24 protein-coding genes and 1 pseudogene are annotated in these 24002 nt (G+C 70.6%); 5 read left to right on the top strand and 20 right to left on the bottom strand.

The window, feature by feature from the left end; translation table 11 throughout:
• Window positions 1–21: 21 nt before the first annotated feature.
• A complete protein-coding gene (locus ACFVZW_RS20005) occupies window positions 22–858 on the top strand; it encodes a siderophore-interacting protein (protein ID WP_384523017.1) in 837 nt (278 codons plus the stop codon).
• Between the two features lie 301 nt (window positions 859–1159).
• On the opposite strand, the gene ACFVZW_RS20000 is transcribed toward ACFVZW_RS20005, so the two are convergent.
• On the bottom strand, window positions 1160–1792 hold the full coding sequence (locus ACFVZW_RS20000; RefSeq protein ID WP_384523015.1) for a MerR family transcriptional regulator: 633 nt from the start codon (window positions 1790–1792) through the stop codon (window positions 1160–1162).
• 178 nt (window positions 1793–1970) lie between these two features.
• Here ACFVZW_RS20000 and ACFVZW_RS19995 point away from each other — a divergent pair, with 178 nt between their 5' ends.
• From ACFVZW_RS19995 to ACFVZW_RS19985, 3 genes and pseudogenes are all read left to right on the top strand, one after another.
• Entirely contained in the window at window positions 1971–2873 is a 903-nt protein-coding gene (locus tag ACFVZW_RS19995) for a hypothetical protein (RefSeq protein WP_384523062.1), read from the top strand.
• Window positions 2870–3307 carry an ABA4-like family protein gene (locus tag ACFVZW_RS19990; RefSeq protein ID WP_384523013.1) on the top strand — a complete coding sequence of 146 codons (438 nt, stop codon included), beginning with the start codon at window positions 2870–2872 and terminating at the stop codon, window positions 3305–3307. Before ACFVZW_RS19995 ends, ACFVZW_RS19990 begins: the two co-directional genes overlap by 4 nt.
• A gap of 9 nt (window positions 3308–3316) precedes the next feature.
• Window positions 3317–3784, top strand: a pseudogene (locus ACFVZW_RS19985) (ADP-ribosylglycohydrolase family protein); the annotation flags it as partial.
• A gap of 19 nt (window positions 3785–3803) precedes the next feature.
• Here ACFVZW_RS19985 and ACFVZW_RS19980 read toward each other — a convergent pair.
• The 14 genes from ACFVZW_RS19980 to ACFVZW_RS19915 all read right to left on the bottom strand — a co-directional run bounded on the left by ACFVZW_RS19980 (window position 3804) and on the right by ACFVZW_RS19915 (window position 18825).
• Window positions 3804–4946 (bottom strand): winged helix DNA-binding domain-containing protein, encoded by a 1143-nt coding sequence (locus tag ACFVZW_RS19980; RefSeq protein WP_384523011.1) that lies wholly within the window; start codon window positions 4944–4946, stop codon window positions 3804–3806.
• A 14-nt stretch (window positions 4947–4960) separates the two neighbouring features.
• The gene (locus ACFVZW_RS19975; protein WP_384523009.1) at window positions 4961–6343 is read right to left on the bottom strand and encodes a cytochrome P450; all 1383 of its coding nucleotides are present in this window, start codon (window positions 6341–6343) and stop codon (window positions 4961–4963) included.
• Between the two features lie 235 nt (window positions 6344–6578).
• The gene (locus ACFVZW_RS19970; RefSeq protein WP_384523007.1) at window positions 6579–9407 is read right to left on the bottom strand and encodes a DEAD/DEAH box helicase; all 2829 of its coding nucleotides are present in this window, start codon (window positions 9405–9407) and stop codon (window positions 6579–6581) included.
• A gap of 114 nt (window positions 9408–9521) precedes the next feature.
• Window positions 9522–10412, bottom strand: coding sequence for a diacylglycerol kinase (locus ACFVZW_RS19965; RefSeq protein WP_384523005.1), 891 nt, complete (start codon window positions 10410–10412; stop codon window positions 9522–9524).
• A 41-nt stretch (window positions 10413–10453) separates the two neighbouring features.
• Window positions 10454–11356 carry a twin-arginine translocase subunit TatC gene (gene tatC / locus ACFVZW_RS19960; protein WP_384523060.1) on the bottom strand — a complete coding sequence of 301 codons (903 nt, stop codon included), beginning with the start codon at window positions 11354–11356 and terminating at the stop codon, window positions 10454–10456.
• A gap of 104 nt (window positions 11357–11460) precedes the next feature.
• On the bottom strand, window positions 11461–11748 hold the full coding sequence (gene tatA, locus ACFVZW_RS19955; protein ID WP_383557527.1) for a Sec-independent protein translocase subunit TatA: 288 nt from the start codon (window positions 11746–11748) through the stop codon (window positions 11461–11463).
• Between the two features lie 185 nt (window positions 11749–11933).
• Window positions 11934–12131, bottom strand: a complete 198-nt coding sequence (locus ACFVZW_RS19950) for a hypothetical protein (RefSeq protein WP_384523003.1) — start codon at window positions 12129–12131, stop codon at window positions 11934–11936.
• A 47-nt stretch (window positions 12132–12178) separates the two neighbouring features.
• The gene (locus tag ACFVZW_RS19945; protein WP_383557521.1) at window positions 12179–12442 is read right to left on the bottom strand and encodes a hypothetical protein; all 264 of its coding nucleotides are present in this window, start codon (window positions 12440–12442) and stop codon (window positions 12179–12181) included.
• Between the two features lie 105 nt (window positions 12443–12547).
• A complete protein-coding gene (locus ACFVZW_RS19940) occupies window positions 12548–13504 on the bottom strand; it encodes a helix-turn-helix transcriptional regulator (protein WP_384523001.1) in 957 nt (318 codons plus the stop codon).
• Window positions 13505–13521: 17 nt separating this feature from the next.
• Window positions 13522–14502 carry a helix-turn-helix transcriptional regulator gene (locus ACFVZW_RS19935; RefSeq protein ID WP_384522999.1) on the bottom strand — a complete coding sequence of 327 codons (981 nt, stop codon included), beginning with the start codon at window positions 14500–14502 and terminating at the stop codon, window positions 13522–13524.
• A 139-nt stretch (window positions 14503–14641) separates the two neighbouring features.
• Window positions 14642–15013, bottom strand: a complete 372-nt coding sequence (locus tag ACFVZW_RS19930; RefSeq protein WP_384522997.1) for an FKBP-type peptidyl-prolyl cis-trans isomerase — start codon at window positions 15011–15013, stop codon at window positions 14642–14644.
• A 61-nt stretch (window positions 15014–15074) separates the two neighbouring features.
• Entirely contained in the window at window positions 15075–16013 is a 939-nt protein-coding gene (locus ACFVZW_RS19925; RefSeq protein WP_384522995.1) for an FKBP-type peptidyl-prolyl cis-trans isomerase, read from the bottom strand.
• A 118-nt stretch (window positions 16014–16131) separates the two neighbouring features.
• Window positions 16132–17493: a Pup--protein ligase gene (gene pafA, locus ACFVZW_RS19920; protein WP_137990376.1), complete on the bottom strand. Its 1362-nt coding sequence runs from the start codon at window positions 17491–17493 to the stop codon at window positions 16132–16134.
• 9 nt (window positions 17494–17502) lie between these two features.
• Window positions 17503–18825, bottom strand: a complete 1323-nt coding sequence (locus tag ACFVZW_RS19915) for an MFS transporter (protein ID WP_384522992.1) — start codon at window positions 18823–18825, stop codon at window positions 17503–17505.
• A 126-nt stretch (window positions 18826–18951) separates the two neighbouring features.
• On the opposite strand from ACFVZW_RS19915, the gene ACFVZW_RS19910 reads away from it, so the two are divergent.
• Complete coding sequence (locus ACFVZW_RS19910; protein ID WP_384522990.1) at window positions 18952–19968, top strand: LacI family DNA-binding transcriptional regulator; 1017 nt, start codon at window positions 18952–18954, stop codon at window positions 19966–19968.
• Window positions 19969–20026: 58 nt separating this feature from the next.
• Here the strand turns inward: ACFVZW_RS19910 and prcA are convergent, their stop codons facing one another.
• The 5 genes from prcA to dop form a co-directional block, all read right to left on the bottom strand.
• Window positions 20027–20797, bottom strand: coding sequence for a proteasome subunit alpha (prcA, locus tag ACFVZW_RS19905; RefSeq protein WP_376434454.1), 771 nt, complete (start codon window positions 20795–20797; stop codon window positions 20027–20029).
• Window positions 20798–20841: 44 nt separating this feature from the next.
• Window positions 20842–21681 carry a proteasome subunit beta gene (gene prcB, locus ACFVZW_RS19900; RefSeq protein ID WP_384522987.1) on the bottom strand — a complete coding sequence of 280 codons (840 nt, stop codon included), beginning with the start codon at window positions 21679–21681 and terminating at the stop codon, window positions 20842–20844.
• Entirely contained in the window at window positions 21633–21851 is a 219-nt protein-coding gene (locus tag ACFVZW_RS19895) for an endonuclease domain-containing protein (RefSeq protein ID WP_384523058.1), read from the bottom strand. Before ACFVZW_RS19895 ends, prcB begins: the two co-directional genes overlap by 49 nt.
• A gap of 97 nt (window positions 21852–21948) precedes the next feature.
• Complete coding sequence (locus ACFVZW_RS19890) at window positions 21949–22161, bottom strand: ubiquitin-like protein Pup (protein ID WP_383557498.1); 213 nt, start codon at window positions 22159–22161, stop codon at window positions 21949–21951.
• A gap of 160 nt (window positions 22162–22321) precedes the next feature.
• Window positions 22322–23833: a depupylase/deamidase Dop gene (gene dop / locus ACFVZW_RS19885; RefSeq protein WP_329122557.1), complete on the bottom strand. Its 1512-nt coding sequence runs from the start codon at window positions 23831–23833 to the stop codon at window positions 22322–22324.
• Window positions 23834–24002: the final 169 nt, after the last annotated feature.

The following is a 24002-nucleotide window of genomic DNA, read 5'->3' as shown; positions in this document are numbered from 1 at the left end:
GCAGAGTCAGGGGAGACCGTCGTGGCAGAGCAGCCGGCGCGCAAGGCACCGAAGGCCCACGAGGCACGGGTGTTGCACACGGAGCGGATCACGCCGCACATGGTGCGGGTGGTGCTCGGCGGGGGCGGCCTCGACGCGTTCGAGCTGGGCGAGCACACCGATCACTACGTGAAGCTGCTGTTCGCGCCGGAGGGCGTGAGCTATCCGGAGCCGTTCGACATGGAGCGGATCCGCGAGGAGTTCCCGCGCGACCAGTGGCCCACCACGCGGACGTACACGGTACGGAGCTGGGACCCGGTCCACCGCGAGCTGACCGTCGACTTCGTGGTCCACGGCGACGAGGGCCTGGCGGGGCCGTGGGCGGCGCGGGCGCAGGCGGGCGAGACGATGCGCCTCCTGGGGCCCGGCGGCGGTTACGCTCCGGACCCGGCGGCGGACTGGCACCTGCTCGTGGGTGACGAGAGCGCGCTTCCGGCGATCGCGGTGGCCCTGGAGCGGCTGCCGGAGGGGTCGACGGTGCATGCGTTCCTGGAGGTCGCGGACGCGACGGAGGAGCAGAAGTTCGCGACGGCCGCGGGCGTCGAGGTGACGTGGCTCCACCGCGGCGACCGCCCGACGGGCGAGGCCCTGCTGGAGGCCGTGAAGGGCCTGGACTTCCCCGCGGGCGACGTCCACGCCTTCGTCCACGGCGAGGCGGGCTTCGTGAAGGACCTCCGCCGCCACCTCCGCCTGGAGCGCGAAGTCCCCCGCGAGCGCCTGTCGATCTCGGGCTACTGGCGCCGGGGCAAGACGGACGAGGCCTGGCGCGCGATCAAGCGCGAATGGAACGACCAGGTGGAACGCGAACAGGAGAACTAACCGGCGAGGCCGGCTCCGCGGTACGCGCTGCGGGCCGGCCCCGCTGGGGCCCGTTGTGGGCCGGCACCGCTGGCACCCGTTGCGGGCCGGCCCCGCTGGGATCCCTTGTGGGCAATCGTCCCGCAGGGCGGTGGGGGCGCCCCCGGACGGAGTCTGGGGGAGGGTGGGCACAACCCACGGGGGCGGCGCCCATGCAAGGGCCGTTAGCCGCTGGGGCCGGGGCCCCGCACCCGCATGAGGCGGGCACCCCGAAGGCCGGGCCGGGCACCCCGAGGCGCGCCCCCGCCCGCAAGGCCCGCGGTCACCCCCCGGTCCCGAAGACCCGCACCGACGCATCCACATGCGCCAGCCTCCGCAGCGCCCCGAACACCGCGTCCCCCAGCACCGTCCCCACCACCACGCTCTCCACCAGGTCCTCCCGCTCCACGTTCCGCGCCACGTACTCCAGGTCCGCCCGCGCCACCCGCTCCGCCGCATCCGCGTACGCGTCGAGCACCTCCACGAAGTCCGCGTGCCCCACCGTTTCCAGTGCCGTCAGGGCCACCGCGAGCGCGTCCGCCGCCGGGTTGCCCTCGTGCACGCGCCAGCCGCGCCGCGCGATCAGCTCCGCCACCGCCTTCCGGGCATCGACGACACCCTCCCCCGGCTCCTCGGTGTAGCGCGGCACCACGCGGTCCGCCGCCGCGCCGAGCAGCTTGTGCACCGAGCGGTCCGGATCTTCGACCGCCGCGATCACCTCGCGGATCGCCGCGACCGAGAGTCCCCCGACGTCCAGCAGCGCCCGGATCAGGCGAAGGCGCCGCTCGTGCGTCTCGTCGTACGAAGCCTGATTCGGGCTCGTCAACTGCCCGGCCGGCAACAGCCCTTCCCGTACGTAGTACTTGATCGTCGGCACGGACACCCCGGTCCTGCGGCTCAACTCTCCGATGCGCACTCTGCGTTCACCTTCCCGATCCTGCTCCGGCCTTGCCAGCCGATCCCCCCATCATAGATAGTGGCGCTATCAGATAGCGGCGAGTGCCACTATCCATGTTTCACGAGGGGTACCCATGTCCTCATCTCTTCCGCGGGTCCGTGACCTGCACCGCCCACTGGTCTGGTTCTCCGCCTCCATGGCGTTACTCGCCCTGGTCTCGGTCGGCGGCCTGCTCTTCGACGACCGGATCCTGGTCGGCGTCCCGATCTGGACCAAACCGTTCAAGTTCGCGGTCTCGTTCGTCGCGTACTGCATGACGCTCGCCTGGATGCTCACCCTGCTCCCCCGCGGCCGTCGCGTCGGCTGGTGGGCCGGCACCGTCCTGGCCGTGGCCAGCGCCGCCGAGATGGTGCTGATCACGACCCAGGTGGTCCGCGGCAAGCAGAGCCACTTCAACAACGAGACCGCCTTCGACGCCGCCGTCTTCCAGGCGATGGGCCTCACGGTCGTCGTCCTGTGGCTGGCCGCCCTCGTCATCGCCATCCTGCTGCTGCGCGCCCGGATCCTGGACCGCGCCACCGCCTGGGCCGTACGCCTCGGCTCCCTGATCGCCCTCGCCGGAGCCGCGGTCGGTTTCCTGATGGTGCAGCCGACCCCCGAGCAGCTCGCGGCCGGCGACGACGCGGCGATCGTCGGCGCGCACAGCGTCGGCGTCCCGGACGGCGGCCCCTCCATGCCCGTGACGGGCTGGTCCACGACCGGCGGCGATCTGCGGATCGCCCACTTCTTCGGGATGCATGCCCTGCAGGTGATACCGCTCCTGCTGCTCGCCCTGGTCGCGCTCGCCCCGCGGTTCGCCCGGCTGCGCGACGAGCGGGTGCGGCTGCGTCTGACGCTGGTCGTGTCGGGGGCGTACGCAGGGGTGTTCGCCCTCGTCACCTGGCAGGCGTTGCGCGGTCAGGCGCTGCTGGATCCCGACGGCACGACGCTCGCCGCGGTCGGCGGGCTCGCGCTCGTCGGCGCGGTGGCGACATGGGCGGCCCTGCGGACCCCGGTCCGCTCCGAAACCGCGCTCACCGCCAAGGAGTTCACTTCATGACCGGCTTCCTCTTCGAGCTCTCCTTCTTCCTCGCCGCACCCGTCTGGCTGCTGATGATCTTCGCGCCGGGGTGGCGGGGCACGGAGCGGCTCGCGGCCTCCCCCCTCACGGTCGTGCCGATCCTCGCGGTCTACCTCGCACTGGCGCTCCCGGTCCTCCCCGAACTGTGGGCGGCAGTCAGCAGCCCCGACCTCGACACCTTCCGGGAACTCACCGCGCTGGCGAACGGCGCCGGGGCGATCTGGGCGCAGGTCATCGCCTGGGACCTGCTGCTCGGTCAGTGGATGTACCGCGAGGCGCGCAGGCTGGGTCTCTCACCCCTGCTGATGGGCCCGTTGCTGATCCTGACGATCCTGCTCTCCCCCTTCGGGCTGCTGATCTTCCTGGTGCTACGGGCGACGAGAAGGCCACGTCCCGTGCGGGGCGCCGCCTAGGCTGCCGGAATGCGAACGACAGAGCGTGCCATCGGCGCCGTCCTCGGCTCCGCGGTGGGGGACGCGCTGGGCGCCCCCTTCGAGTTCAAGCTGCCGGGAATCTTCCTGGAACGCTTCCCCGACGGCGTCGGGGAGATGTGCGGGGGCGGCGGCTGGGACCCGGGCGAGGCCACCGACGACACGCAGATGGCCGTCCTGGTCGGGGAGTCGCTCCTCGACAGGGGCGGCCTCGACCTGCCGGACGTCTTCGACCGGTTCCGCCGCTGGGCGGCCGCCGAACCGAAGGACATCGGCCTCCAGACCGAGGCCGTCCTGTCCGGCGGCGACCCCTGGGACACCGCGGCCGCGCTCCACTTCCAGGTCAACGGCCGTGCGGCGGGCAACGGCTCCTTGATGCGGGCGTCCACGTCGGCGGTGTACTTCGCGACGGCGGGCCACGAGGCCACCATGGACGCCGCCCGCCGCATCGCGGCCCTCCGAGTCTGACCGGAGCCCCTCACACCCCAGGCAGCAGCCGGGTCTCGGCGTGCGGCAGCTTGCTCCACCAGTGGCCGTAGCGGCGGTACACCTCCGGCTCGCGGTCGGAGAGGAAGGCCACCAGCGAGCGGGCCTCCTCCGCCAGTTCCTCCCAGACCCGGTCCGGCAGGTCGTGGAACGCGGTCGCCTCGATCCCTCCCCCCGCCGGACGCCACACCCCGGCGACGTAGCCGTCGACGAGCAGGGTCGGCAGCACGTCCCCGTTCCTGCGGATCACCTCCGTGCGGTACTCGGGCGGGATGACCCACCCACGGTCGGCGTAGGCCAGCAGAGTGCTGTCCCACATGGCCATCAGCCGTGCCGGCGCGGGCGTGTCCTCGTCCGGCCGCAGTGCGCCCGGCACGTCGAACAGCTCCTCGCCGCTCGGCCCTTCGCACCGCTCGAGCTCGTCGGCCAGCACGCCCAGCGCCTTCCTGACCCTGGCCCGCGCGACCAGCCCGAACTGCGCCACGTCCGCCACCGACGCCGGGCCGAACCCCGCGAGATAGCGCAGGACCAGCGTCCGCAGGGCCGCGTCCGACACCTCCGGCGCCGGTGGCGCCGGAGGGTCGGGCGGAGCGACATACGCGGGGCGCTCCCCGAACGACCACGGTGCCGTCGTGGGCGCGTGCAGCAGCGGCGTGTAGTGCCGCAACCCCCACCAGGCCCCGGACTTCGGCGCGGCCCCCACCCGCTGCTCGAGCCATGCCTCGTACTCCGCGTTGGTCCGGGGCCGGTCGGCGAAGGCCAGCAGTTCCGGAACGAGCACGTCGGCGTCCGCCGGTGTCAGACCCGACGCCGTGAACCGGTCGCCGAGCCTCCCGGCCCTCAGCAGCGGATGCACGGCCTCCCGGAAAGGCCGGTAGTCGTCCGCATGCACCGCGTGCAGGGTGATCCGCATCAGTGTCGACTTCACGACCGTCCCGTCGGCGAAGGCGCCGTCGAGGTCGGCCGGGTCGAACGCGGCGGTCCTGTTCCACAGCGCGAGATACGGCGACGCGGGCTGCTGGGCCTGGAGCGCGACCACCCGTCGTACCGCTTCGGCCGCGCCGAGCTTCTCGCGCCGCAGCAGCAACTGCCGTGCCAACGTGGAGCGGTTGAGTCCACGAGCCGTGATCTTCATGCCGGAATCATTCCTCAGCCGCGGGTGCGGACCGTGGCGAGGACCTCCCGGTCCGGCTGGAGCGTCAGACTCGGTACGGGGCGTATCTCCCCGGGGTGGTCGAGGTCGAGACGGAACCGCCGGGCGAGAACGGCGAGGATCAGGACGGCCTCGACCATCGCGAACCGCGTTCCGAGGCAGACGCGCGGCCCTCCGCCGAACGGGAACCAGGCGTACTCGGGTATGTCCTCGGCGGGCGTGCCCGCCGCTCCCCAGCGCTCGGGACGGAACTCCTCGGGGTCGGTGAACCAGCGGCCGTCCCGGTGGGTGGCCCACTGGCTGCTCCATACCCGTGTCCCGGGAGGTATCGCCATTCCACCGAGGGTCGCTCCCTCCTTGGCGATGCCGGTGAGGAGCCAGATGGTGGGGTAGAGCCGCAGGGTCTCCTTCACGACGGCCTGGGTGTAGGTCAGTTGCGCGTAGTCGTCGAAGCCGGGTTCACGGTCGCCGAGGACCCGGTCCAGCTCTTCGGCGAGCGCCTCGCGCACGCGGGGGTTGTGGGAGAGCAGGTTCCATGCCCAGACGAGGGTCGAGCTCGTGGTCTCGTGTCCGCCGATGTAGAGCGTGACGGTCTCGTCGCGGATCTCCTGGTCGGAGAGGCGGGCGCCGGTCTCGTCCTGCGCGGCGAGGAGCCGGCTGAGCAGATCGGGCCGCTCGGTGTCGCCGTCGCGGTGGCGGGCGACGACGCGGGAGACCTCGGCGTCGATCACCGCGGTGGCGCGCTTGATGCGCGCGCGTCCCGGTGTCGGCACCCAGTCGGGCAGCAGTGCGCCGATGCCGCTGAACTCGGCGCCTATCTCCTTCTGCGCGACGTCCATCGCGCGGCCGATGGCTTCGGCGTCGGCGGCGGTGTCGACGCCGAAGATGGTGCGGACGGCGATGAGTTGGGTGAGGGCGGCCATCTCCTTCTTGATGTCGATGCGCTGTCCGTCGCTCCACCGGTCGGCCAGGGCGATCGCGCACTCGGCCATGGTGGCGGCGTAGGACCGCACCTGCTTGGGCCGGACGGAGGGCTGGACGAGGGAGCGCTTGCGTCGCCAGTCGGCGCCCTTGGCGACGACCACTCCGTTGCCGAGCAGGGTGCGGAAGGCGATGCCGAGGTCGGGCTGGTCGAAGGTGCGCTCGATCTCGGTGAGGAGTTCACCGATGGCGTCGGGGTGGGCGATGAAGAGGGCGGGGCCCTGCCCGAAGCGCCAGCTGACGAAGTCTCCGCGCTCACGCAGCCGCTCGAAGAAGGCGAGCGGGTCCTTGCCGAACTCCGGCAGGTTCCCGAGCAGTGGTACGCCCCGTGGCCCCGGCACGATCTTCTGTCCGCCGGCCGTCTCCTCGACGGCGGCCGAACCGGCTTGCGTGGTCACGTGGGTCCCCTCCCAGCGATGTTGCCCGGTGTGTGAGTCCATGGAATCGGAGAGGCCTGACACTCCGCCACCCCTGTGGACAACGCCCCCGTGACGCCCCTGTGGACAACCCGGCCCCTGTCGGACGAATACCGCGACACCGAGGAGGAAGCCCGCGACACCGAGAAGGAAGCCCGCGAACGCCAAGGGCCCGTGGCATCAACCACGGGCCCCTGCACGCTCCTTCGGACGACCGTCAGCCCACCGAGCTGTAGGCGACGACGCCCCTCAGCAGCGACTCCACGGCCTTGCGGGCGTTCTTGGCGACGGTGCTGTTCTCCTTCGGCGCCGCGGCCGCGATCTGTCCGAGGACGTCGATGACCTGCTTGCACCAGCGGACGAAGTCGCCGGCGGGCATCTCGGCCTCGCGCAGGACCTCGTCGAGCCCCTTGTCGGAGGCCCACTGGTAGGCGGCCCAGGCGAAGCCGAGGTCGGGTTCGCGCTGGCCGACCCCTTCCGCCTGGTTGATCTTGAACTCTTCCTCCAGGGCGTCGAGCCGCCCCCAGATCCGCACCATCTCGCCCAGCGCGGCCTTCGCGTTCCCCGTGGGGAGCTTCGGCGGCACGGCGTCGTCGGACTGCCGCGCCTCGTACACCAACGCGGAGACGCAGGCGGCCAGTTCGGGCGGGGTCAGCCCCTCCCAGACACCGTCGCGCAGGCATTCGCTGGCCAGCAGGTCGAGTTCGCCGTAGAGCCTCGCGAGCCGCTTGCCGTTGTCGGTGACGTCGTCGCCACGGAGGTAGTCGAGCTCGGTGAGGAGCGCGACGATCCGGTCGAAGGTGCGGGCGATGGTGTTGGTGCGGCCCTCGATGCGCCGTTCCAGCTGCCGGGTGTCGCGCTGCAGCCGGTGGTAGCGCTCGGCCCAGCGGGCGTGGTCCTCGCGTTCGTCGCAGCCGTGGCAGGGGTGGGCACGCAGCTCGGTGCGCAGCCGGTTGATCTCGCGGTCGTCGGCGGCGGCCGAGCGCTCCCTGCGGTGCCGCTCCGGGTTGAGGTGCCCGGCCTTGGTACGCAGGGCGGAGGCGAGGTCCCGCCGGGACTGCGGGGAGCGCGGGTTGAAGGACTTGGGGATCCTCATGCGCTCCATGGCCTCGACCGGGATCGGGAAGTCGATCGAGGCCAGCCGCTTGACCTGCCGCTCCGCGGTGAGCACGAGCGGGCGGGGCCCGTCGTGGTGCTCGAAGCCGCGGTGGCCGTTGGTCCGCCCGGCGGGGATGCCGGGGTCGAGGACGAGGGCGAGACCGGCGAACTTGCCCGTGGGGACGTGGATGATGTCGCCGGGCTTGAGCTTCTCCAGGGAGGCGGCGGCCTGGGCACGGCGCTGTGCGGCGCCCTGCTTGGCCAGTTCGGTCTCGCGGTCCTTGAGGTCGCGGCGCAGCCGCGCGTACTCCTCGAAGTCCCCGAGGTGGCAGGTCATGCCCTCCCGGTAGCCCTCGAGGCCCTCTTCGTTCTTCTGGACCTGGCGGGAGATGCCGACGACGGACCGGTCGGCCTGGAACTGCGCGAAGGAGGTCTCGAGCAGCTCGCGGGAGCGGTGGCGTCCGAACTGGTCGACCAGGTTGACGGCCATGTTGTACGACGGCTTGAAGCTGGAGCGCAGCGGGTACGTGCGCGTGCCGGCGAGTCCGGCGAGGTGGCCGGGGTCGAGGCCGCGCTGCCACAGGACGACGGCGTGGCCCTCGACGTCGATGCCACGGCGCCCGGCGCGTCCGGTGAGCTGCGTGTACTCGCCGGGGGTGATGTCGGCGTGCTGCTCGCCGTTCCACTTGACGAGCTTCTCCAGGACCACCGAACGGGCGGGCATGTTGATGCCCAGCGCGAGGGTCTCCGTGGCGAAGACGGCCTTGACCAGGCCGCGCACGAAGAGCTCCTCGACGACTTCCTTGAACGTGGGCAGCATTCCGGCGTGGTGAGCGGCGATGCCGCGCTCCAGGCCCTCCAGCCACTCGTAGTACCCGAGGACGTGGAGGTCTTCGGAGGGGATGGAGGCGGTGCGCTCCTCGACGATCTCGCGGACCCTGTGGCGGGCCTCGTCGTCGTTGAGCCGGAGGCCCGCGTACAGGCACTGCTGGACGGCGGCCTCGCAGCCGGCCCGGCTGAAGATGAAGGTGATGGCGGGCAGGAGCCCCTCGGCGTCGAGCCGCTCGATGACCTCGGGGCGTCCGGGCGTCCAGATGCGGGAGCGCTGACGGCGCTCGCGCTCGCGGTCGGCCTCGCGGATCATCTTGCCGCGGCGGCGCTCGCGCGGGTTGTACGTACGGGAGTTCTCGGTGCGGGCCAGGCGCAGCAGGTCGGGGTTGACCTCGCGGCGGGACGCGCCGCGGCCGCCGTGGTCGGTCTCCTCCTCGAAGAGGTCGTACATCCGGCGGCCGGCCAGCACGTGCTGCCAGAGCGGCACGGGGCGGCTCTCGGAGACGATGACCTCCGTGTCGCCTCGGACGGTGTCGAGCCAGTCGCCGAACTCCTCCGCGTTGGAGACGGTCGCGGAGAGTGAGACCAGGGTCACCGACTCGGGGAGGTGGATGATCACTTCCTCCCAGACGGCACCGCGGAAGCGGTCCGAGAGGTAGTGCACCTCGTCCATGACGACGTAGCCGAGGCCGCTGAGGGCCTGGGATCCCGCGTACAGCATGTTGCGGAGGACCTCGGTGGTCATGACGATGATCGGGGCGTCGCCGTTGACACTGTTGTCGCCGGTGAGCAGGCCGACCTTGCCGGGTCCGTACCGCTTGACGAGGTCGGCGTACTTCTGGTTCGACAGCGCCTTGATGGGTGTCGTGTAGAAGCACTTGCGCCCTTGGAGGAGGGCGAGGTGGACGGCGAACTCGCCGACGATGGTCTTGCCCGAGCCCGTGGGGGCGGCGACGAGCACGCCTTTGCCCGCCTCGAGGGCCTGGCAGGCCTCGATCTGGAAGGGGTCCAGACCGAACTCGTACATCTCGCGGAAGGGGGCCAGCGCCGTGGCCTGCTCGGCATTGCGGGCCCGGGCAGCTGCGTACGCTTCGGCTGGTGTGAGGTCCTCTGTCATCTTGCTGTCGAGCCTACCCGTCACCTCTGACACTGACGCGATCTTTAATGACGGACCGATTCCACGCTCCGGCGGGCCGCCCCGCACGGGCCGATCGGATCCGCGGGACGCCCGTCAGGGCGCCAGGACGCGCAGCGCTCCGGGGACGCATTCGGCGGTCAGCGGCAGCGCTCCGAGCGGCTCGCCGTCCGCGTAGCCGGTGGTGCCGGGGGCGTCCAGAGTGACGGCGCGGACGCGGTGGACGGTGACCTTGGGGTGGTCGAGGTGGGTGCCGCGGTAGACCCGGGGAAAGACCTTGATCAGGGTCGTACGGGAGCAGTCGCCGACGACCGTGACGTCGAAGAGGCCGTCGTCCATGTGCGCGTCCGGGCAGATCCGCATGCCCCCGCCGTACGAGGTGCCGTTCCCGACGGCGACGAGGGTGGCGTCGACCTGGCGCTCGGTGCCGTCGTCGAAGGTGAGGCGGTACGGGACCGGCCGGAACGAGGCGAGCTCGGCGACGATGGCGAGGTCGTACGTGAAGCGGCCGGCCGGCAGCTTCATACGGTTGCCGCGATCGTTGACGCGGGAGTCGAAGCCGGAGGCGAGGACGGTGCCGAACCAGCGGTCGCCGACCCTGCCGAGGTCGATGTCGCGTCCGCCGCCGGTCTTGAGCAGATCGGCGGCGAGCCGGCCGGCGGCCCCGGGGTCGCGTACGGGCAGGCCGAGGCTGCGGGCGAAGTCGTTTCCGGTGCCGACGGCGACCACGCCGAGCGGGGTCCGGGTGCCGGCGAGGGCCTGGAGGGCGAGCGAGATCATGCCGTCGCCGCCGACGGCGACGAGTGCTCCGGTCCCGCCGGCGACGGCGTCCCGGGCCCACTTCAGGGTGTCGTCGGCGTCGGCACCGAGGACGGTGCGGACGGAGAATCCGGCGTCCCTGAGGGCGTCGGCGGCCGGCTGCGCGGCGTGCGCGCCCCGGCCGCGTCCCGCGGTGGGATTGACGAGAAGGGTGATCTCGCTGGTCATGGGTGTCCCCCCGGACGGAGTCTGGGGGAGGACCCTACAGGTCAGGTGATGTCGTCGTAACCGCCGGGCCGGGACGACCTGCCGCCGTCGGCCTCGCCACTGGCCTGCTCGGGCAGGGCGCGGGTGGCTCCGACGGGCTCGACGGCTTCGACGCTCTCCGGGGTGAGGTCCAGGCTGGATGCCTCGTCGTCGTCGAGTTCGGCGTCGGGGTTGTTGCGGGCCCGGCGTCGGTCGTTGACGAGCGAGAAGCCGACGGCTCCGAAGTACAGGATGGTGATCGGTCCGGCCAGCGCGATCATTCCGACGGGGTCGGTGGTGGGGGTGATGACGGCGCCGAAGACGAAGACGCCCATGATCACGCCGCGCCACCAGCCGGCCATCCGGCGACCGGTGAGGACTCCGGTGAGGTTCAGCATCACGAGGACGAGCGGGAGCTCGAAGGCGAGGCCGAAGACGAGCACCATGCGCAGGGTGAAGTCGAGGACGTCACCGAGGGAGAGGATGTTCGCCGATCCGCCGGGCGTGAGGCTGATGAGGACCTTCACGCTGATGGGGAGGATGAGGTACGCGAGGTAGGCGCCTGCGGTGAACAGCGGGACCGCGGCGCCGACGAAGGCGTAGGTGTACTTCTTCTCGCTCTTGTGCAGGCCGGGCGCGATGAAGGCCCAGAGCTGGTACAGCCAGATCGGGCTGGCGACGACGAGGCCGGTCACGAGGCTGACCTGGATCGTCGTGCTGAACGGCGCGATCAGCGTGTTGAAGGAGACGATCGCGCAGTTTCCACCGTCGCTCGTGACGCCGGGTCCGCACTTGGGCACGGACTTCGTCAGGAACTGCATGAGCTCCTCGCTGTACACGAGGGCCACGACGGTGACCGCGGCGATGGCCAGGAGGCCCTTCGCCATGCGGTTGCGAAGTTCACGCAGGTGCTCCACGAGGGGCATCCGGCCCTCGGGGTCCTTCTCCTGCTTGCGGGCAGACTTGAGCAACCCACGTCCTCATCTCGTGCGGCAGCCGCCGCTCGGTGCGGCGGCCGCGGCGGACCGGGTCAGCGCTTGGTGGTGTCCGACGGCTCGGTGACGGGACGCGAGCTGGTCACGTCGCCGGGCGCGGCCTGGATGGTGCGCGGGGCGGCGGCCTGGTCCGGGGTGCCGGGGGTCGGCGGGTCGGCAGGGGCGCTCTGCTGGTCGTCCGACTTCATCGCCTTGGCCTCGCTCTTGAGGATGCGGGCGGACTTGCCCAGCGAACGGGCCATGTCGGGGAGCTTCTTGGCGCCGAACAGCAGGATGATGACGACGAGGATGAGAATGATCTCGGTGGGGCCGAGCCTACCCATAGCTGTTTACCTTCTTCACCGAGGCGACATGGTGTGCGTGCCCGGCGGGTCGGACATGCGTCCGGCCACCGCGCTGTCTGCGATCGTAACCCGCAGGAGTAAACGCAGGGCAATGCCTGTGCATACTCGCGATTGCGGCCCACGCATCCCCTTCCGGGCCGCCGTGGGCAGCCTACGGCACGGGTTCAGCGCAGCGCCTCGCCGGTGCGGGCCAGCTGCCCCGCGGCACTCTCGAGATCCTCGGCGGCGCGATTGATGCGCTCGGTGGTCCGGGCCACCTGACGGCCGAGCCGCTGGGCCTCGATGAAGACCTTGATGCCGAGGACGCCGAGGACGGCGATGCCGAGGAATCCGAGTGCGATGGCGAGCATGGGCCAGAACATGTGCCGAGCCTAGACGTTGCGGGGTGGTGGGAGCGTCGGACGGGGCGTCAGACGGTGGAGTGCAGGCGCAGCGTGCGGACGCCGCCGCCGGTGAGGAGTTCGACGATCCGTTCGCCGGCGGGCTTGCGGACGGAGCTGCCGCACTCCGGGCAGGTGAAGGAGTAGAACGTGGTACGGCGGCTGGCGCCGATCGCGAGGCGCAGCGCGCTCGCGGAGAGTTCGAAGCGGGCGCGGCAGTCGGGGCAGGCCGCTTTGAAGAAGACCGGTGCGATTGACGCCGTCATTCCGTGCATCACGGACATTTCCCTCATCCCTCTCGGTTCCCGCGCTCTCGCGAATCCATCGGCTCCACAGGCAACAGCGTCGACTCGGCGGGGAATGTCACATTCCCCTTGAGCCGCTCCCGACCCGCCGAGTCACTTCTGGCCGTCGTAGGCGGCGAGGGCGGCCGTGGCCGCCTCCCGGGCGCTGTCGGCGAGGTCCTGGGGCGAGACGATCCGTCCGTCGCTGCCGAGCCGCAGCGCGAGGCGCCGCAGCGAGGCGGGGGCGGGCGTCCGCAGGGTGATGCGCAGTCCCCCGTCGGGCAGCTCGTCGGCCCGGTCGTGCGGGTAGTACTCGGCGACCCAGCGGCCGCCGGGACCCACCTCGACCACGACCTCCGGGTCCTCGGCGGACGGCTGGACCAGCCCCTCCGACAGGTCCCGCAGCTCGATCTCGGGCGGAGCGGACTGCTCGTCGAGGATCCGGATCTCGGCGACCCGGTCGAGCCGGAAGGTGCGGCGCGCCTCGGAGAGCCGGCACCACGCCTCCATGTACGTGTGGCCGACGGCGAAGAGCCGGATCGGATCCACCTCGCGCTCGGTCAGCTCGTCACGGGCGGGCGAGTAGTAGCGCACCCAGAGCCGACGGCGCTCCGAGATCGCCCGGTCCACCTCGGCGAAGACTCCGCCCTCGGACTCGAAGGTGACCGAGAGCCGGGAGCTGGCCCCGGCCGCCTCACCGGCAGCCGTCTCCAGCTTGGCGGTGGCCCGCAGCAGCGCCTCGCGGTCGCTCTCCCGCAGACCGGGCAGCGTGGCCACGGCGCGCGCCGCGACCAGCAGGGCCGTCGCCTCGTCGGCCGCGAGCCGCAGCGGCTCGGCGACGTCGTCCGGGTTGTGCCACCAGATGCGGTCGCCGTCGGTGTCGATGTCCAGGAGGTCGCCGCCGCGGAAGCTCGTACCGCACATGGGCAGCACATCGAGGTCGGAGATCAGCTCGTCCTCGGTGATCCCGAAGGCGCGGGCCACATCGGCGACATGCGCGCCGGGCCGTTCCCGGAGGTAGGTGACGAGGGAGAGCATCCGCCTCGTCTGGTCGATCGCGTTCGCAGCCATGCTGTACGTCTCCCCCTTCAGCCCTTGGCCACGGCACGCAGCCGGTCCACCACATCGGCCCGCAGGTCCGCGGGTTCGAGCACCACGACATCGGGGCCGAACTCCACCAGCCAGGCGTCCAGACCGTGTCCGTACGGAATCTCCAGCTCGTCCCAGCCGTCCGTACCTTCCCGTACGGACTGGGCCCTGGCGCGCAGCGGATAGCCGCAGCCGGTGCGCAGCCTGATCCGGGCGGAGCGGGTCGCGATCTCGCCGGCCCAGCGCTCGACGGTCTCGCGGACGGTGACGACATCGGGCACCGGCGCGGTGAAGGCGCCGGCGCGCGAGCGGACCCTGCCGGTGATACGGGAGAGGCGGAAGACGCGCTCGGCGCCGCGGTCGCGGTCCCAGCCGGCCAGGTACCAGTGGCCGCGCCAGCACTCCAGGGTCCACGGCTCGACCTGGCGGGTCTCCGGGCGTGCCGCCGTCGCCTTGCGGTAGTCGAAGACGACCGGGCGCCGGTCGCGGCAAGCCAGCATCAGAGGCTCGAAGGACGTCTCGTGGACGGGGATGCGGGGCTCGAGGGCGCTGTGCTGGGCGTCGTATGAGTCCTCGGCCTCGGGCATCCCTGCCGCGCGCAGCTTCTGCAGGGCCCCGCTGGCCGCTCCGGCGAGGCGGGCCTGCTGCCACACCTTCGCGGCGAGGCCGAGCGCCGCGGCCTCCTCGGCGTCGAGCGTGATCGGCGGGAGCCGGTTGGAGTCGCGGCGGGCCAGATAGCCGATCTCGCCCTCGATGTTCTCGACGGTCTCGATGACCAGGCCGAGCTCGCGCAGATCGTCCTTGTCGCGCTCGAACATCCGGTTGAAGGCGTCGTCGCCACCGGCGCCGCCGCTGCCCGGCCTGACGGCCTCGACGTAGGCCTCGATCGAGTCCCGCAGCTCACGCTTGGAGAGCGGCCGGCGTGTCCCGAGCAGACAGAGGGCCAGATTCATCAGCCGCTCGGCCTTGGCAATCGCCATCGACGCCCTGCACCTCTTCTGCCGGATTGACTTCTCGGACAACCGACCGTACCGCCCCGGGGTGTCGTGACAAAAGCCGAGGGTCCCCGCCGTACGACGGGGACCCTTGAGTGACCGTTTCAGGTCGTGACGTGACCGATCAGACGGCGACCAGGTCGCAGACGAAGATCAGGGTCTCGCCCGGGGCGATCTTGCCGCCGGCGCCACGGTCGCCGTAGGCGAGGTGGGCGGGGATGATCAGCTGGCGGCGGCCGCCGACCTTCATGCCCTGCACGCCCTTGTCCCAACCGGCGATGACCTGGCCGACACCGAGCTGGAACTGCAGCGGAGTGCCACGGTTCCACGAGGAATCGAACTCCTCGCCGGTGGAGAAGGAGACGCCCACGTAGTGGACGGAGACCGTGGCGCCCGCCTTGGCCTCGGGGCCGTCGCCCTCCCAGATGTCCTTGATCTCCAGGTCGGCCGGCGGCTCGCCGCCCGGGAAGTCGACCTCGGGCTTCTCGATGCTCACTGCAGTGTGCTCCTCAAACTGATGAACCGCGCAAACGATGAACTACGCGACCGGGACAGTCTTACATCTTCGCCAGGATGTCGAGGGCGAACACCAGCGTGGAGCCCTTCGGGATCCCCTGCTGCTCCTGGTCGCCGAAGGCCTCGGACGGCGGGGCGACGATCAGGATGCGGCTGCCGACCTTCTTGCCGGTGATGCCGTTCTTCAGGCCCTTGAGCGTCAGCTGGTCGAGCGGGAAGTTCGCGGTCTTGCCCGTCGCGTACGTCGAGTCGAAGACCTTGCCGTCCTTCCACAGCGCCGCGACGTAGTTCACGACGACCGTGTCGGTGGCCTTGACGACCTCGCCCTTGGACTCCAGCACGTAGTTGGAGACGAGCTTGGTCGGCGGGTCGACCTTCGGGACGGTCAGCGAGGGAGCCTTGCCGTCGGTGTTCGTACCCACCTTCGGCAGGTCCTTGTTCTCCTGGGCGACCACGGTGCCCTCGGCGGACTTGGGGACCGTGGTGGCCTTCAAGATGTCCACGACGAAGACGAGGGTGGCGTTGGGCTTGATGTCGCCCTGCCCTTGCGCGCCGTAACCGAGCTCCGGCGGGATGCCGATCTCGACGCGGCTGCCGACCTTCTGGCCCTCCAGGCCCTGGTCCCAGCCCTTGATGACCTGACCGGCGCCCAGGGTCAGCTCGAAGGGCTGGCCCCGGTCGAAGCTGTTGTCGAAGGGCGTCGTCGAGTCCCAGGCCTGACCCAGGTAGTTCACCTGGAGCGCGTCACCCTTCTTCGTGACGGGGCCGTCACCCTCGCTGATCACATTGACCTTGAGCTCCTTCGGCGGATCGCCCTCCCCCTTCGCGAGAGTGGGCTTCTCCCCGAACTTCTCACCCGCGGTGATGGCGGGCAGTCCGTTCTTCATCGAGGCGTTATCGGAGCCCTTGTCATCGCTGCCGCAGGCCGCTGTCGAGAGCAGCAGCAGCGGGACGACCAGTAGGCCGGCAAGTCGGCGCACGTGTTCCTCAGATCTCAGACGGCACAGTAGTTGTCCGACACTCTAGGGGACCCTCTGGGCAGGCCAAGGGCCCCGCACGCGAAACGCACGGGGCCCTGGCACTTCGTACAGCGATGTCCTACATTCCGGCGATCAGCTTTTCCACCCGGTCGTCGACCGACCGGAAGGGGTCCTTGCACAACACGGTGCGCTGCGCCTGGTCGTTGAGCTTGAGGTGGACCCAGTCGACGGTGAAGTCCCGCCGCTGCTCCTGCGCGCGGCGGATGAAGTCGCCGCGCAGCCGCGCCCTGGTGGTCTGCGGGGGCACCGACTTGCCCTCGAAGATCTTCAGGTCGTTGCAGATCCGGGCCGCCTGGCCCTTCCTCTCCAGGAGGTAGTAGAGCCCGCGGCGGCGATGGATGTCGTGGTACGCGAGGTCTATCTGGGCGACCCGGGGGTGCGACATGGTCATGTTGTTCTTCGCCCGGTACCGCTCGATGAGCTTGTACTTCATGACCCAGTCGATCTCGGTGCCGATGCGGTCGAGGTCCTCGGCCTCGATGGCGTCCAGCGTGCGGCCCCACAGCTCCAGGACCTGGGCGACCGTGCCCGTACGGATGCCGCGGCGGTCGACGAAGTCGGCGGCCTTCTCGTAGTACTCGCGCTGGACCTCCAGGGCGGAGGCCTCACGGCCGCTGGCGAGGCGGACCTTGCGCTGGCCGGTGATGTCGTGGCTGACCTCGCGGATGGCCCGGATCGGGTTCTCCAGGGTCAGGTCGCGCATCACGGTGCCCGCCTCGATCATGCGGAGCACGAGGTCGGTCGCGCCGACCTTGAGCAGCATGGTCGTCTCGGACATGTTCGAGTCGCCGACGATGACGTGCAGCCGGCGGTAGCGCTCGGCGTCCGCGTGCGGCTCGTCACGGGTGTTGATGATGGGTCGGGAACGGGTCGTCGCGGAACTGACGCCCTCCCAGATGTGCTCGGCCCGCTGGGAGACGCAGTAGACCGCGCCACGCGGGGTCTGGAGCACCTTTCCGGCGCCGCAGATGAGCTGTCGGGTGACGAGGAAGGGAATGAGGATGTCCGCGAGCCGGGAGAACTCTCCGTGGCGGGCGACGAGATAGTTCTCGTGACAGCCGTAGGAGTTTCCCGCCGAGTCGGTGTTGTTCTTGAAGAGATAGACGTCGCCGGCGATTCCCTCCTCGTGCAGGCGGCGTTCGGCGTCGACGAGCAGGCCTTCGAGAATGCGTTCGCCCGCCTTGTCGTGCGTGACCAGTTCGGTCACGTTGTCGCATTCGGGTGTTGCGTATTCCGGATGCGAACCCACGTCGAGGTACAGGCGGGCGCCGTTCCGCAGGAAGACATTGCTGCTGCGGCCCCATGACACAACACGGCGGAAGAGGTAGCGCGCCACTTCGTCAGGAGACAGTCGGCGCTGTCCCCTGAACGTGCACGTGACGCCGTACTCGTTCTCCAGCCCGAAAATGCGGCGGTCCATGTCTGAACATTACGCCTGATGGCCTGAGCTGAAACCGGGTTCGACAGCCCCGTTTCGATCATTTTCCGATGAGTGCTCGTTCTTTTCGGTGTGTCCGCTGCTCCCGGTGCCCCCGCTGACGGCGTGTCGCACACTGCGGCCGGGGGCGGCGAGGACCCGCCCGGTGGCCAGGAGGACGAGGAGGGCCACGAAGCCACCGGCTCCGGCGACGCCGAAGCCCGCGGTGGTTCCGGCGAGTTCGACGGCCGGCCCCGCGACGGCCGAGCCGAGGGCCGCCCCCACACCGAAGGTGGTGACGAGCCAGGAGAAGGCCTCCGTGACGGTGCCGCTGGGCGCATGCCGGTCGACGACGATGAAGCCACAGGCGAGGGCCGGGGCGAGGAAGACGCCGGAGAGCGCGGCGAGGGCCGTCATCGGCCCGACACCGGGCGTCAGCATGAGCGGCAGGTAGCCGAGGGCGAGGAGCCCGATGATGACCCGCAGCCGTCGCTCGGGGGCTCCTGCCCAGCGCCGGGCGCCGTAGAGGACGCCGCCGATCAGCGCGCCGAGGCCGAGCGCGGCCATCAGCCAGCCGTACGCCGATTCGTTGCCCTGGTCGTCGGCGTAGGCGAGGCCCGCGACGGTGATGGAGCCGAGGGCGAGCCCGACGAAGAAGAACGAGCCGAGGAGGGCCAGCAGGCCGGGCGAGCGCAGGGCGCCGAGCCAGTGGGCCTCGCGGGGCTCCGAGCGCCACGCGCGCGAGGGCTCGGACAGGACGACGGAGAGCGCGCCGAGGATGCCGAGGACGTTGATGACGAGGAGCGCCGCGGCCGGCGACCAGAGGGCGACCAGGAGGGTCACCAGCAACGGTCCGACCGTGAACATGACCTCCTGGGCGACGGCGTCCATGGCGTAGGCCCGGTGGACCCGGTCCTCGCGGCCGAGCACGCTGGGCCACAGGGCACGCAGTCCGCCTTCGAGGGGCGGGGTGAAGAGCCCGGCGACGACGACGGCCGCGTAGGCGAGGACGAGGGGGCTGATTCCGGCCACGGCCAGGACGATCATGCCGAGGGCCGAGACGATCGCGGCGGGCAGCTGGACACGCGGCTGGCCCTTGAGATCGACGGCCCGCCCGAGCAGGGGCTGTCCGACGGCGGTGGCGACGCCGTACGCGGCGGTGAGCCCGCCGGCCAGGCTGTAGCTGCCGCCCTCCGCCCGGGTGAAGAGCACGATGGCGATGGGCCCCGTGCCGTTCGGGAGCCGGCCGACCAGGGTGCCGGTGAGCAGCCTCAGGGCATGCGGAGCCCTGAGGATGTCGAGATAGCCGCTGCTCTCCTTGGCCTCGCCGGCCATGTCCGTCTCCTCTCCCCCAGTGCCCCGCCCTGAGGTTTTACGTATAACTTCCAGGGTCATACGTACCATGGCGGCATCCCGCGGGTCCACCCCGCGGGCGGCGACCATCCCTCGCGGAGGCAACGAGTGCAGACCCCGGAACCCCCCAGCGCAGCGCGGCCCACCAGCCGGGACGTCGCCAGGGCCGCCGGAGTGTCCCAGGCCACCGTCTCGCTCGTGCTCGGCGACAAATGGCGCGGTCGCGTCTCCGAGCGCACCGCGCAGGCCGTACGGGAGGCCGCCCGAGGTCTCGGCTACCGGCCGAATCTCGCCGCCCGCAACCTCCGCCTCGGGCACACCAGGACCGCGCTCCTCGTCGTCCCCGCGCTCACCAACGAGTTCTTCGCCCGCGTCTACACCGGCGCGGCCACCGTCGCCGCCCGGCACGGCTTCGGTGTCGTCCTCTACCCCTCCCCCGACGGCGTCGGCCCGGCGAAGGACCCTTTCGCCTCCGCCCGCGCCGCGCTCGACGGAGTGATCGCCTCCTCCATGGCCGCCGACGCGCTCAAGGCGTTCCACGGCACCGACCTGCCGCTGGTCATGCTCGACAGCGACCCCTCCGACACCGGCGCCGCCGCCCACGTCAACCTCGACATCGCGGACGGGATGCGCCAGGTCACCGGCCACCTCCTGGCCCTCGGCCACCGCCGCTTCGTCCACCTCGCCTCGGCCGTGCCGTCCTGGACCTTCGACGTACGGGCAGCCGCCCTCGCCGACGCGCTGCGCGAAGCCTCGGTACGCACCGTGCGCGCGCCCCTCGACGTGGACGGCGCCCGTGCCGCCGCCGAACGCGCCCTCACCGGCCCCGGCCCGCGGCCCACCGCCCTCGTCTGCGACGACGACATCCTCGCCGCCGGCGCCTGCAAGGCCGTGCGCCGGCTCGGCCTGCGCGTCCCCGAGGACGTCTCCGTCACCGGCTTCGACGACCTGGCCCTGGCCACCGCCGTCGAACCGGAACTCACCACCGTCCGCCTGCCCGCCGAACGCGTCGGCGAACGCGGCATGGCCGCCCTCCTCGCCGTCCTGGCGGGCGAGACCCCCGCGGCCGGCGACCTCCCGGTCACCCTGATGCCCCGCGGCTCCTCCGGCCCGGTCCCTGCCTGAGCACGACGAAGCCCCGGCCCGCCGAAGCGGACCGGGGCCATCGAGCGGGCGGAGGGATCTAGTCCTCCATGTCGTCCAAGTCGTCCAGAATGTCGTCCGACGGCTCGTCCGTCTTCGCGATCGCCGCGTTGTCCGCCTCCAGCAGACGGACCAGCTGACGCCCGAGGATCCGCTTGAACTTGCGCTGCTGCGGGCGCGTACGGTCCAGGACCGCCACCTCCAGCCGCTCCGCGGGGATCTCCCGCTCGCTGCCGTTGGTGTCCCGCGACAGCGCCTGCACGGCCAGCTTCAGCGCCTCGGCGAGCGACATGCCGTCGCGGTGCCGCTGGTCGAGGAAGCTGCTGATCTGCTCCGCGTTTCCGCCGACGGCGACCGAACCGTGCTCGTCCACGATCGAGCCGTCGTGCGGCAGGCGGTAGATCTGGTCGCCCTCGGGCTCCGCACCGACCTCGGCGACGACCAGCTCGACCTCGTACGGCTTCTCCCCGGCGCTGGAGAAGATCGTGCCCAGCGTCTGGGCGTACACGTTCGCCAGGCCCCGGGCCGTCACATCGTCCCGGTCGTAGGTGTAACCCCGCAGGTCGGCGTAGCGGACGCCGCCGATCCGCAGGTTCTCGTACTCGTTGTACTTTCCGGCCGCGGCGAAACCGATCCGGTCGTAGATCTCGCTGAACTTGTGCAGCGCGCGGGACGGGTTCTCGCCGACGAACACGATGCCGTCGGTGTACTGAAGGACGACCAGACTGCGGCCGCGGGCGATGCCCTTGCGGGCGTACTCCGCCCGGTCGGCCATGGCCTGCTGGGGTGAGACGTAGAACGGAGTCGACACCGGCTACCCGTCCCTTTCTTCTGGGTTCAACTGACGACGAGTGATCAGAGCAGGGCCGCGCGGGGACCGTCGGGCTGCTCCAGGCGCCGATCGGTGATCGAGCGGGCGAGCTCCTGGGACTCTTCGTCGGTGAGCCTGCGGAAGCCCTCGTCGGTGATGACGGTGACGATGGGGTAGATGTGGCGGTACAGGTCCGGGCCGCCGGTCGCCGAGTCGTCGTCGGCGGCGTCGTACAGGGCCTGCACGACCAGCGTGGTGGCCTGCTCCTCCGTCAGGTCGGGGCGGAAGAGCTTCTTCATGGAGCCGCGGGCGAAGATCGAACCGGAACCGGTGGCGGCGAAGCCGTGCTCCTCGGAGCGGCCGCCGGTCACGTCGTAGGAGAAGATCCGGCCCTTCTCCTTGCCCTCGTCCCAGCCGGCGAAGAGCGGCACGACGGCGAGGCCCTGCATGGCCATCCCCAGATTGCCGCGGATCATGGTGGACAGGCGGTTCGCCTTGCCCTCCAGGGAGAGGGTCGCCCCCTCCACCTTCTCGAAGTGCTCCAGCTCCAGCTGGAAGAGCTTGACCATCTCCACGGCGAGACCGGCGGTGCCGGCGATGCCCACGGCCGAGAACTCGTCGGCCGGGAACACCTTCTCGATGTCGCGCTGCGCGATCATGTTCCCCATGGTCGCTCGCCGGTCAACGGCGAGCACCACGCCACCGGGGAAGGTCGCGGCGACGATGGTGGTGCCGTGCGGCGCCTCGACGACCCCCTCGGGCAGCTTCCGGTTGCCCGGCAGCATCTGCGGCGAGTGGTCGGACAGGAAGTCCATGAACGAGGACGAGCCCGGCGTCAGGAAGGCAGCTGGTAGACGCCCGGTGCTACGAGTGTTGGCTTCCACGCGTGTCCCTCCAGAGATGAGTTGGCCCGACGCAGAGTGTCGGGATCGTCTCCCAACTTGCCGATGGCCGAATTGCAGTTGAAGCACAGTACGCCACGGACCCTACCCGTCTTGTGACGGTGATCCACATGGACTTCGGGGGCAGCCCGCCGCACTGGTTCCCGGCACATCGCTTGCGACCGGACGGCACGGGCAGCTTCGCCCGCACCGTCCGGCAACCGCCTGGGGTCACCCCGCCCCGACCTTCGGTTCGAAGGTCAGACGACCTTACTGGCCACCCTTTTGCACGAAGGAGCGCACGAAGTCCTCGGCATTCTCCTCAAGCACGTCGTCGATCTCGTCCAGTACGGAGTCGACGTCGTCGCTCAGCTTCTCCTGGCGCTCCTTGAGGTCGGAGGTCTCCTCCGCGGTCGCCTCCTCGACCTCCTCCGTGGAACGCGTCGCCTTCTGCTGTCCGCCGCCGGTGTCCTTGGTCGCCATATCCCTCACCCCGCTCGAATCGGCCCGCTCGGTTGGGTCTCTCAAGATCAGACCCTACAAGCCAGGTCTGACTTCGGCCCCGCAGTTTGGTACAACGTCCGGGCACTAGTCCCATGATTCCCAGCGCCCGGGCATTTCAGCCGCGCCGGGCGGCACGCTCTCAGCCGCCCGAGAGGACGCGGACCAGTTCCTCCGCGGTCCTGCACCGGTCCAGCAGCTCCTTCACGTGGTTCCTGGTGCCTCGCAGGGGCTCCAGGGTCGGCACCCGCTGGAGCGAGTCGCGGCCCGGGAGGTCGAAGATCACCGAGTCCCAGGAGGCGGCCGCCACGTCGTCCGCGTACTGCTCCAGGCAGCGGCCCCGGAAATAGGCCCTGGTGTCCTCCGGAGGCTTCGTCTCGGCCCTTTCGACCTCGGTCTCGTCCAGGAGCCGCTTCATGCGCCCACGGGCCACCAGACGGTTGTACAGGCCCTTCTCGGGGCGTACGTCGGCGTACTGCAGGTCCACGAGGTGCAGCCGTGCCGCGTCCCACTCCAGGTTGTCGCGGCGCCGGTAGCCCTCCATGAGCTCCCGCTTGGCGATCCAGTCCAGCTCGCCGGCCAGGCTCATCGGATCGTGCTCGAGCCGGTTGAGGGTGTCCTCCCAGCGGATCAGGACGTCCTTGGTCTGTTCGTCGGCGTCGGCGCCGAACCGCTCCTCCACGTACTTCCTGGCCAGCTCGAAGTACTCCATCTGGAGCTGGACGGCGGTGAGTGTCCGGCCGCTGCGCAGTGTGATCAGGTGCTGGAGCGTCGGGTCGTGGGAGACCTGGTGGAGGGTGCGTACGGGCTGGTCGACGGCGAGGTCCACGTTGATGAAGGAGTCCTCGATCATCGACAGGACCAGGGCCGTGGTGCCCAGCTTGAGGTAGGTGGAGATCTCCGAGAGGTTCGCGTCGCCGATGATCACGTGGAGCCGGCGGTACTTCTCGGCGTCCGCGTGCGGCTCGTCGCGCGTGTTGATGATGGGGCGCTTGAGCGTCGTCTCCAGCCCCACCTCGACCTCGAAGTAGTCGGCGCGCTGGCTGATCTGGAAGCCGTGCTCGCGGCCGTCCTGGCCGATGCCGACGCGGCCGGCGCCGGTGACGACCTGGCGGGAGACGAAGAAGGGCGTCAGGTGGCGCACGATGTCCGAGAAGGGGGTCTCCCGCTTCATCAGGTAGTTCTCGTGCGTGCCGTAGGAGGCGCCCTTGTTGTCGGTGTTGTTCTTGTAGAGGTGGATGGGCTGGGCACCGGGGAGCTGGGCGGCCCGTTCGGCGGCCTCTGCCATGATCCGCTCGCCGGCCTTGTCCCAGAGGACGGCGTCGCGGGGGTTGGTGACCTCGGGGGCGCTGTATTCCGGGTGGGCGTGGTCCACGTAGAGCCGGGCTCCGTTGGTGAGGATCACGTTGGCCAGGCCGATGTCCTCGTCGGTGAGCTGGCTGGAGTCGGCGGCCTCGCGGGCGAGGTCGAAGCCGCGGGCGTCCCGCAGCGGATTCTCCTCCTCGAAATCCCAGCGGGCGCGGCGCGCCCGGTGCATCGCCGCCGCGTAGGCGTTGACGATCTGGGACGAGGTGAGCATGGCATTGGCGTTCGGGTGGCCCGGAACGGAGATCCCGTACTCCGTTTCGATGCCCATTACTCGCCGTACGGTCATGCGGCCCTCCTTGCCCGGCGGCGCTCCCCTTCGGGTGCGGCGCAACAAGTACCGACGAGCCTAGAGCGACTCCGCGCCGGTGGGGAGATCGATTCACTGTTTTGCTGAGGTGGAATACGACGGGGGGGGGGGGGGGGGGGTGCGCGACCCCCCCCCGCCCCCCCCGGGG

The sequence above is a fragment of the Streptomyces sp. NPDC059567 genome (assembly GCF_042735655.1).
Taxonomy (GTDB): Bacteria; Actinomycetota; Actinomycetes; order Streptomycetales; family Streptomycetaceae; genus Streptomyces.
The sequence above is the reverse complement of the archived record's forward strand: the minus strand, read 5'-3'. Positions and strand labels throughout refer to the sequence as shown.

Excerpts from the sequence above, each read along its gene's own strand:
- ACFVZW_RS19995 (WP_384523062.1), top strand. The coding sequence starts at position 1,971 with ATGGCGTTACTCGCCCTGGTCTCGGTCGGCGGCCTGCTCTTCGACGAC.
- ACFVZW_RS19990 (WP_384523013.1), top strand. The coding sequence starts at position 2,870 with ATGACCGGCTTCCTCTTCGAGCTCTCCTTCTTCCTCGCCGCACCCGTC.
- ACFVZW_RS19980 (WP_384523011.1), bottom strand. The coding sequence starts at position 4,946 with ATGAAGATCACGGCTCGTGGACTCAACCGCTCCACGTTGGCACGGCAG.
- ACFVZW_RS19970 (WP_384523007.1), bottom strand. The coding sequence starts at position 9,407 with ATGACAGAGGACCTCACACCAGCCGAAGCGTACGCAGCTGCCCGGGCC.
- ACFVZW_RS19965 (WP_384523005.1), bottom strand. The coding sequence starts at position 10,412 with ATGACCAGCGAGATCACCCTTCTCGTCAATCCCACCGCGGGACGCGGC.
- tatC (WP_384523060.1), bottom strand. The coding sequence starts at position 11,356 with ATGCCCCTCGTGGAGCACCTGCGTGAACTTCGCAACCGCATGGCGAAG.
- tatA (WP_383557527.1), bottom strand. The coding sequence starts at position 11,748 with ATGGGTAGGCTCGGCCCCACCGAGATCATTCTCATCCTCGTCGTCATC.
- ACFVZW_RS19950 (WP_384523003.1), bottom strand. The coding sequence starts at position 12,131 with ATGTTCTGGCCCATGCTCGCCATCGCACTCGGATTCCTCGGCATCGCC.
- ACFVZW_RS19945 (WP_383557521.1), bottom strand. The coding sequence starts at position 12,442 with ATGAGGGAAATGTCCGTGATGCACGGAATGACGGCGTCAATCGCACCG.
- ACFVZW_RS19940 (WP_384523001.1), bottom strand. The coding sequence starts at position 13,504 with ATGGCTGCGAACGCGATCGACCAGACGAGGCGGATGCTCTCCCTCGTC.
- ACFVZW_RS19935 (WP_384522999.1), bottom strand. The coding sequence starts at position 14,502 with ATGGCGATTGCCAAGGCCGAGCGGCTGATGAATCTGGCCCTCTGTCTG.
- pafA (WP_137990376.1), bottom strand. The coding sequence starts at position 17,493 with ATGGACCGCCGCATTTTCGGGCTGGAGAACGAGTACGGCGTCACGTGC.
- ACFVZW_RS19915 (WP_384522992.1), bottom strand. The coding sequence starts at position 18,825 with ATGGCCGGCGAGGCCAAGGAGAGCAGCGGCTATCTCGACATCCTCAGG.
- ACFVZW_RS19895 (WP_384523058.1), bottom strand. The coding sequence starts at position 21,851 with ATGTGCCGGGAACCAGTGCGGCGGGCTGCCCCCGAAGTCCATGTGGAT.
- ACFVZW_RS19890 (WP_383557498.1), bottom strand. The coding sequence starts at position 22,161 with ATGGCGACCAAGGACACCGGCGGCGGACAGCAGAAGGCGACGCGTTCC.
- dop (WP_329122557.1), bottom strand. The coding sequence starts at position 23,833 with ATGACCGTACGGCGAGTAATGGGCATCGAAACGGAGTACGGGATCTCC.